This window comes from Xanthovirga aplysinae (assembly GCF_009711365.1).
Classification (GTDB): Bacteria; Bacteroidota; Bacteroidia; order Cytophagales; family Cyclobacteriaceae; genus Xanthovirga; species Xanthovirga aplysinae.
This window is the reverse complement of record NZ_SMMB01001124.1, coordinates 1-8,805: the sequence shown is the minus strand read 5'-3', so window position 1 is coordinate 8,805 and position 8,805 is coordinate 1. Positions and strand designations below refer to the sequence as shown.

Sequence of the window (8,805 nt, the reverse complement as noted above, 5' to 3'; positions counted from 1 at the left end):
GTCCAAAAAAGCATTTTATGTTCAGGACCTATTAATAAAATATGCTCATATTGAGGAAAAAGATTATTGTCAACTCAATAAAAAATTAAAGATACTATCAACCGAATTAGGTGATTGGCATGACTATATTGTTCTTACTGATAGTTTAGGTCAGTTTATTGAAACTTTACCAGAAGAAAACTATCTGTTGTGGTCAAAACATTTCCATCTTAAAACTGAATTGGATCACCATCTTAAAACCGTAACCAGCTCACTTCAAAAGCATATCCATAAACTATGCTTTAAGAAAAAATACAAACCTTTTTTTAAGGCAGCCTAACAGTTAATCCTTTATTTTGGAAATTCCACCTTTTCCCTTTTCTCAATAGCCTATACATGGGACATAAATGCCAAAACACAAACCAGGTTACCATTTCATAAAAGGTAAGTTTGATAACACATCTAATGAAAAGAAGTCGCTTTATGATATGCCTGAAATAAAGAATAAGGGAAGGGAACTTAGGTCACATACAAATTTGAATTTTTGTCTTTTATATCAAAATATTATTTTTAGCAAAAATTACTGCCTTGACTCAGAAAAAAAACATCTTCTCTTCGAACTTTTCAACTTTATTGGTTTGTTTGGTGCTTTATTTAGCATTACAGTTTTATATTCCCTTTGGTCGAATAATTCTCTATCCCATAACTTTGTTAACCACCTATCTTCACGAATTTGGTCACGCTCTCGCCACCTTAATAACAGGGGGAAAAGTATGGTCTGTTCAATTAAATGCCGATGGCAGTGGTTTCACAAAAACATCAGGCGGAGTAGAGGGAATGATTTTAATGGGTGGTTATATTGGCAGTGCAATTTTAGGAAATATCCTCCTTTACATTAGTCTACGGAAAAACAATTGGGCAGGAAAAACCTTGATTTTCATAGGGATAACCATGGTCTTTACGGCTATTTGGTGGCATCATACTTTTTTCTCCTCCATTATTCTTCTTTTATATGCTGCAGCCCTTTTTTGGATTGTGAGAAAAAGGATGAGAGAAAAGGAAGTTTTGTTGTTTTTAGGTTTTGCCAGTCTGTTAAGTATTATTTCTGATTTTAGAGTGGGCCCTTTTTCCGATTTAAAAAGGTACACCCAGTTATTCAAGGTGATTCCTCAAGATGTTTGGATGTATTTCTGGCTGGCTATTGTAATTATTTTGTGTAGTCTTAATTTAAAAATGATCCTCAAAAAATAAGCGGGCCTCTATTTTAATGAAGAATGAAGAGGGTAATCTTTAAGGAAATAACTAAGGTTTACCTTTTTATAATCTTTTAAAAGGGGTGCTATTGGGTAATTTACAGGTAAAAGATGTGAGATTTTAATTTCCTCCTTCCATGGGACCTAAATTTTCAGATTCGACAATTTACCTCACCCTTTTACAAAAATTTCTCTTCAAACCACAAATATGAAAGGGCCAAGAGAAAAAGAAATGCAAACCAAAAAAGTGGTATTTCTTCTTTCTCCAGTTGTTTTGCTATCTCTTGATTATCATTCCTTTGGACCGAACTCCAATAATGATTATTTCTAATTAATTCCGCTTCCCTTAAACTCTGCCAACTAGAATCTGAAAAAACAAATAAATGACCTGAAGGATCTCTTTGGTGAATATTTAATTGGTGCCAACCTGCCTCTAAAGGCCAAAAAGTAGTTTTCCATTCCTCCGAAAATTGATAATCTTCCATCAAAGGAAGGTTAATGAGCTGGCCTGAAGGGCCCTTAATATTAGCAGGAGGCAATGAATCGCTCCCATTTATAAAGACTCTCAGTTCCATAGGCTCATGTTGAATGGCCAATTTTTCTGGATTATACCATTTCACGTCCGGTCCCTTCTTTTTTAACAGAGGTTTTAGGACTTCTGACCAATAATAATCATAAACCTGCTGTCTCCCTTCCAAAACCCATTGGAAAGTGTTCTGTGCAAGATTTAAACCACTCTTTCCCCTCCCAGATAATTTCCATCCGACTACTCCTTCTAACTCCTTATTTTTGAAAATTGGAAACTGATTAAAATCCCTTTTCAATGAAAAGGGTAAAACCTCCAATGAAAATGATTCCTTTCCAAATTGGATTTCCTTTTCCCTATTCTGTACCTCATTGTAATTAAAACTCCTAAATAAAGGGGATCTATTAATTTTCTGGGTTGAAAAATCTGCTTGAGTGGCTAATAATAACACTCCCATGCCCTCATTTTCAACGGCAGACTTCAGGTATTGCCTTTCATTAGACTTTAAATCCATTAAGGCTTGCAAATCTGTAATTAAGAGGTCCGTATTTTTTAGTAAGCTTTTATTAATAGCAAATTGCCTAAGATTCTCTCCATTAAAAAAACCAAAACGGTATTTTTCTTTCGAAATGGCTGTTCTGGTTAAAAGGTGATGCCCCTGGTCCGACAACCAATTCGTCAAAAATCGAATTTCAAACCCTGGCTGACTATTTAAAAATACTATATTGGTCGGCTCCTTTTTTTTGATTCGAACAGGAAATTCCTCCTTGTCTAAAAAGTTCCCCTCCTTGTCCTTAATTAGGAATTGATATAAATAATTGCCAACAACTTTTGGTCTATGTTGAAAAGAAAATTCCTGAAATTTGTCCCGATTAAAAACCAGGGAATCCAAAATTCCCTCCGGCCCTTTAAGGTAAAGAGTTTTACCATTGGAATTTAAATCATGATAAACACCTTTCAAAAAAAACTTTTCTCCTAAATGGATAGGTTTGGGAAGCTCAAAAGTGATAATTCCCCGAGGGGGATCAGCAGAAAAGTAAGTGAACTTCCTATCTTTAATTAATCGAAGGTCCTCATCTGACAAACCTATGCCACATATGAAAAACTCATCAATATTTGTATAGTTTCGTAAAATGTAGGAAAGATCAGGAGCATTTATTTTAGGAAGAGAAGAAAGGCTATCTGTGGTATCCATTGAAAATGTGTATGCTTCAGGGAACTCTGCAAGAAGACTATCCACCCATATTTTTGAAAAATTTGGGGTAAGAATAATGGCTTTCCTTTCCTCTTTTTCCTTAAAAATAGAAGGTCTAATGGCTAAACAAAATAGGGAAGCAATTAATACAACGATGGCCACAATTCTTGGAATAAGCCCCTTCCGTTTTTTTAAAGCCAGTTTTATCAAAAAAACAAATAAGAAAAGGCATATTATGACGGAAAAACTAAAAAATGCCTCCGTATTTAAAAATTCGCTAAAATTCCAATTCATTTAATTAGTGCCAAATTCTTCCAAAAAAATATCTTGTAAAGACTGTCTTTTCCCCTCCTGCTTTGAAAGTGAAACCCTCGAATTTGGAAGGGCTTTAAGAAAGGTTTGTTGAAGTTCGTCTAATTCTTCATAATCCTTTTGAGCAAAACCCTCATTTTCTAATAATTTATGTAGAATACTCAACACAGAAAGATCTTGACCTGGATTATCCAAAAGAAAGGCCGCCAAGTGATCCCCTGCTATTTTTAAGACTTCTTTATTATCATCCTCTATTTTACTCCCCCCCTGTTTTTGAATTTCAATTATCTCCACGGCTTGTTGAATAAGTTCAATGTCATCCTTTTCCTGAAATTGATTACCAAAAGTCAAATGTCGTATCTCCTTTAGATCGCCGGAAAACCGACTTTCCTCGGGTTTCAAAGGAGGAGGATCAAAACCCAGCCTTTCTACATATACTCTGGATTTTTGCTGAACTTGCTTAATCAAATCAAGAGCCATATTCTCAAACTTTAAAGCCTTTTGAGGTTCAAATAAACGAAGTCGAAGTTCGGCCTCCCACATATTTGCTAGAGCAGCCTTTAAGGTAGCTTTAATCTGATCATCAAAAAAAGTTGAGGTACCCGCAGGATCATGGTTGTGAATATATTGGTGCGCTTCTATTCCTATTGTACCAAAAGAGCTTCCTTCCCTATCGGATCCCTCTTCTGGAGCATGATGATTCTCTTCCTCCTCGGAAACATGTCCATCCTTTTCCGAATTAACAGATTCCAATAAACTCTCCACTCCTGGACCAATAAAAGACTCAAATTCCTCTCCTAAAAATTGACCATAACGTAATCGAAGTATTTTTTGGTCATTAGCCAACATATTACTTCTGTTTTTGAAATCAGCTCTACCAATATTTACTTTATCCTTAATTAACTTTTCCGTGTCAATAATAATCTGTCGTTGGCTTCTAAAATATTCTGGCATTTGATCAATACCTTTTCCCTCTAGCACTGAAGTAACAACCCTTGTGGTATCATTTAACACTAAATGATAAGTGGAACTCCTACTAAATTGGGGAATTGGTTCATGATTATCTTTGGCTACAACATAGAAATAAAGCTCATCCCCTGGTTCTAGCCCCAGATCCTTTAACTTCAGTTTTTTATGAAACGAAACTATGTTAGTCTTCAATTTTTCCCTGGAATCAAATTCAATTCTTTCCTCCCGAAATTTTACCGACTCACCGGAACCCTTACTTACTGTTGCTATAATCCAAGCATCTCTTACATGAAAATCGTCCTTTATCTTAGCTTCTATTTTTAAACTAAAGGTGCTATCAAAGTCCATCCTCATAAAAGGTTCTACACCACTAACCTCAATCTTGGGAGCTAAATCGGGAATTACCTCCTGACGGGAAAATACTTTATAATCATACTCCACTCCATCCCTCCATGAAATCAAGCGATAAAGGGAGCTGTTCTCCACCTTTTGTTTCGCATAAAACCCACCTGTTTTCTTCTCCAATTTTAAAGTATCCAGATTAGCAAAAATAAAAAAAGCAGAATCTACTGATTTATTAAAGCGAAGCTCCCAGGTAACATCTGTACCTTTTAAAACATTTATATCCAAATGATGGTGAGTAGCCTTTGGCAAACCCGTATACGAAGGAAACTGAAAAGTAACTATTACTGTGTCAAGAATAGGATGTAAGGAAGCAGAATCCAATCCCTGATAATAAGAATGACCAAAAGGACCGGTAGAAATTTGTTCTGTTTCAACTTTTTGCACTTTTGGGCCCCATTTTGTAATAATGAATGACAATACCCCCGAGCAAATTAGAATAATAAAGTAAGTCAAAAGACGATTAGGGAGTTTTATATGAGATTTCAATTCCTCAAATACCCCTGAAATCTTTCCATACTGCAATGCAGCCAGGCCAGACAAGTCTTTCTTATTCCTAAAAAGCAAAGACGAACTATTTTCCAGTTTTGGGAAATGCTCATCAAGGAAAATTTCTAATTCCTTTTGATCAACTATATGATGGGCCGTGGTCAAAAAACGGAAAAGAAGAAATCCAAAGAAAAACATTAAGAATGCAAAAATAACCAGCTCCTTTCCCAAATATAGGCTAAGCAAGGCAGTGGCTACACTCGCAAAAGAAACTGCCATCAATAGCAATTCCAAAATGCGAATCAACCTCCACTTTTTTAACAAACCTGTGATATCTGATTTCATTCTATTCATATGGTCTTACCTACTGCTACAAAGCGTTCCAAAGTCAACAGAATTACCATTAGCACCCAAAGAAAGGGATATAACGATTTGGGTTTATTTCCCTCTCCTGTCAATACTTTTGACAACCCCTTATTAATTCCTTTGACCTGTTGAATATCAATTCCCCTTTGGTCCAGTTTATGAACTCTATTCTCAGCATCTCTTAAGGTAAAAAAGTTCACCAGTAAACTTTCTGCCACAGGCAGTTCTGAAGGTAGAATTTCACTATCAGAATTTAATCTTCTAGTTAAATTAAAGTAATTAACGCCATTTTCAGGAGAATGCTTAATTAATTCTTTTAATCCGTAATCTTCCTTTCCTTTATTATAAAGCAAAACAAAAGGATTATTTTCCATTGAAAGTTCATATTTCAAAGGTTTTTCCAATAGTAAAACAAGGCCTTTCCCTTCCCCCTGAATCTCTTCTTTTATAAAATCTTTTTCCAAAACCTTATTTAAAACCAATGAATGCCCTGTATACCTGCTAACAGCGCGGAATCCTGCTATAATTAGTTGAGCGTCCTCTTCAAATTCAAGTGAATGGACAACCACTACACTATCGGCCCAATCCCTTTTTTTTATTGGACTCTCCATCTGTCCTGCATTAGCATTTTCCAACAATTGGTCTTTTTCTAATGTAGCATATTTTTGCTGACTAATAAAAGTTCCATTTTTCGAAGAATTGGAAAAAACAGCTTTTAAACTATCTAATCCTGCTGATTGCAATTCAATTAACTGCCTGTCATTTCCTTCTGAAAACAAAAGATGCCAATTCACATGAAATGAAAATTTTGGTCTTTTACCTCTAAAATTTTTAATTAGGGAACGACCAATTACATGGATAGTATCTGGTCTCCAGTGCTTTTTTATATCAATTTCCTTCAATAAAGACCAATAATTGATGATTCTATCCTTTTTTGGCGGAGTTTCTATAGTAGGAAAACCCTGAGAAAGCCACCTAATATCAAAACCCTCCTTTTTAAGTTCTACTAACTTAGCTTTTATTGTATCCTCCTGATGTATTTGAGGGTCCACCAGAGCCAATTTCACCAAATTCTCCGGTTTAGAAAAAAACCAATTAGTAAAAGGAGAAGATATTATAAATGACAAGAGAACAAGGATCAGACAACGCAATAGCAGAAGCCACCATTGAGATAATTGCAATCTTTTTGCCTTTTTACTCTCTATTCCTCTTAACCAGCGAACACTCCCTATTTGAATAGACTTCCCTTTCTTTTGATTCCAAAGATGAATCAGCAAAGGAATCGCTAACCCCACCAATCCAAATAAATAAAGAGGTTCCGTGAAAAATATCATCCTAAAAATTTACTTCCCTTAATAATTTCGACTTTGAATAAACCCTTCCAAACAGTCACTTATAGGCTGATCCATATTTACCAGCTGGTAATGCACCCCTAAATTAGCCATTTGATCTTGTAATAGGCCCAGCTCCTTTTTCATTTTTTCAATATAGACCGCTTTATAAGAAGAGGTATCCAACTGAATCTTTTCTCCAGTTTCCAGATCCACAAATTCTGGATTGGAGGGAAAATCAAAGGTTAATTCATTCCCACCCATTAAATGAAAAACAATCACCTCATGGGCAGAAGCTTGGGCATTCTTCAAAAATTTTGAAATTTCCGCTTTTTCTTCATATAAGTCAGAGAGAAACACAATCATTTGTTTTGAATTAGCTGTTTCTTTGTCTGCCAAAAATTCCCCCATTTCCTCCGGCCATTTACCCTCACACTTGATTTCGCTCAATTCATACAAAAACTCGGAAAGACGACCCCGACCTTCCAGAGGGGGCTTTAAAATATTCTCTTGGGAATTAAGAGCAGAAAAAAGGATACGATCTCCTTGACCTAGGGCCAAATAGGCCAAAGCTGCTGTTAAACCACGGCTATAATTTAGTTTACTTAGACCCCTACTTTCATGACTCATTGAAAGACTTAAGTCAATGATAAAATGAACAGTCACCTGGCTATCCGTTTCAGCTTCACGAATATAAAATCGATCTGAACGGGCATATAACTTCCAATCCATCTGCCGAAGATCATCACCCCACTGGTAAGATCGATATTGACTAAATTCTGCTCCGGCTCCTTTCAATTTCCCTGGATGAGGACCTGACCTATAAGCAGATAAAATTTCTTTCGCAATTAATTCCAAACCCTCAACTGTTTGAAGTAGTTCGGGCTTCAATAATTCCTGGTTGGTGAGCATAGGCATTCCTAAAAACCAATTTCTTTAAAGGTTTGCATAATAAGTTCATCCACACCCTTTTTATCAGCCTTGGCTTTAAAATTAGCTAATACCCGATGCCGAAGAACAGGTTTGACTAATTCTTGGATATCCTGTTTTACTACAGCGTACCTACCCTTTAATAAAGCCCTTGCTTTTGCGGATACCACCAAAGCTTGTCCAGCTCTAGGACCTCCCCCCCAACTGATATATTTTTTAACTACCTCAATAGAGGTATGCTTGGGACGAGTAGAACGCACCAACAAATTAATTTTTCTTAAAAGATCTTCACTAATGGAAACTTCACGAACTAATGTCTGCAATTCCAATATTTCCTGGGCACTCATCACTTTATTCACCTGAGCATTAAGAGTGCCTGTGGTTCCTGAGAGGATAGAAAACTCCTCCTCTTCATTAGGGTAATCTAATTGAATGTTCAATAAAAAACGATCTAATTGTGCTTCAGGTAAGGGAAAAGTTCCTGCCTGCTCTATGGGATTCTGAGTCGCTAAAATAAAATAAGGCCGACTCAATGAAAAAGTATTTCCTGCACTCGTAACCTCATACTCCTGCATAGCCTCTAACAAAGCAGATTGTGTTTTTGGAGGTGTCCTATTGATTTCATCCGCCAATACGATATTAGCAAAAAGAGGACCTTTATTAAACTGAAAAATACGTTTGCCACTTATCGGATCTTCCTCCAATACTTCGGTTCCAATAATGTCCGAAGGCATTAAATCAGGAGTAAATTGAATACGTTTGAAAGGAAGATCAACACAGCGCGCCAGGGTGCGAATCATTAAAGTCTTTGCCAGGCCAGGAACTCCTTCTAAAAGAGCATGGCCCCCTGCTATAAAAGTGATCAATAATTGATCTATTACTTCCTCTTGTCCGATAATTACTTTTTGTATTTCTCCTTTTAAATCACCAAGACGACTTTGCAATTCATCTACTCGCACAGCTAATTCTTCCAATGTATTTGTATGTTTTGTCAATGTGTTAATTGATTAATATTAATATTACGTCAAAAAAATTTAAAGCTTACCAAAAAAA

General features: G+C 36.0%; 7 protein-coding genes. 2 read left to right on the top strand and 5 right to left on the bottom strand.

Annotated elements, in window-relative coordinates:
* The coding region (locus tag E1171_RS23860) for a hypothetical protein (protein WP_187696446.1) at nt 1-319 on the top strand (319 nt) is incomplete at its 5' end.
* A gap of 248 nt (nt 320-567) precedes the next feature.
* On the top strand, nt 568-1,230 hold the full coding sequence (locus tag E1171_RS13590; RefSeq protein ID WP_155206573.1) for a M50 family metallopeptidase: 663 nt from the start codon (nt 568-570) through the stop codon (nt 1,228-1,230).
* Nucleotides 1,231-1,411: 181 nt separating this feature from the next.
* Here E1171_RS13590 and E1171_RS13585 read toward each other — a convergent pair whose 3' ends face one another.
* The 5 genes from E1171_RS13585 to E1171_RS13565 are packed head-to-tail and all read right to left on the bottom strand — an operon-like array spanning nt 1,412 to nt 8,747.
* The gene (locus E1171_RS13585) at nt 1,412-3,247 is read right to left on the bottom strand and encodes a hypothetical protein (protein ID WP_155206572.1); all 1,836 of its coding nucleotides are present in this window, start codon (nt 3,245-3,247) and stop codon (nt 1,412-1,414) included.
* Entirely contained in the window at nt 3,248-5,470 is a 2,223-nt protein-coding gene (locus E1171_RS13580; protein ID WP_222931502.1) for a hypothetical protein, read from the bottom strand.
* A 5-nt stretch (nt 5,471-5,475) separates the two neighbouring features.
* Nucleotides 5,476-6,825, bottom strand: coding sequence for a BatA domain-containing protein (locus E1171_RS13575; protein WP_155206570.1), 1,350 nt, complete (start codon nt 6,823-6,825; stop codon nt 5,476-5,478).
* Between the two features lie 18 nt (nt 6,826-6,843).
* Complete coding sequence (locus E1171_RS13570) at nt 6,844-7,734, bottom strand: DUF58 domain-containing protein (RefSeq protein WP_187696445.1); 891 nt, start codon at nt 7,732-7,734, stop codon at nt 6,844-6,846.
* A gap of 8 nt (nt 7,735-7,742) precedes the next feature.
* A complete protein-coding gene (locus tag E1171_RS13565; protein ID WP_246164341.1) occupies nt 7,743-8,747 on the bottom strand; it encodes an AAA family ATPase in 1,005 nt (334 codons plus the stop codon).
* Between the last annotated feature and the right edge of the window lie 58 nt (nt 8,748-8,805).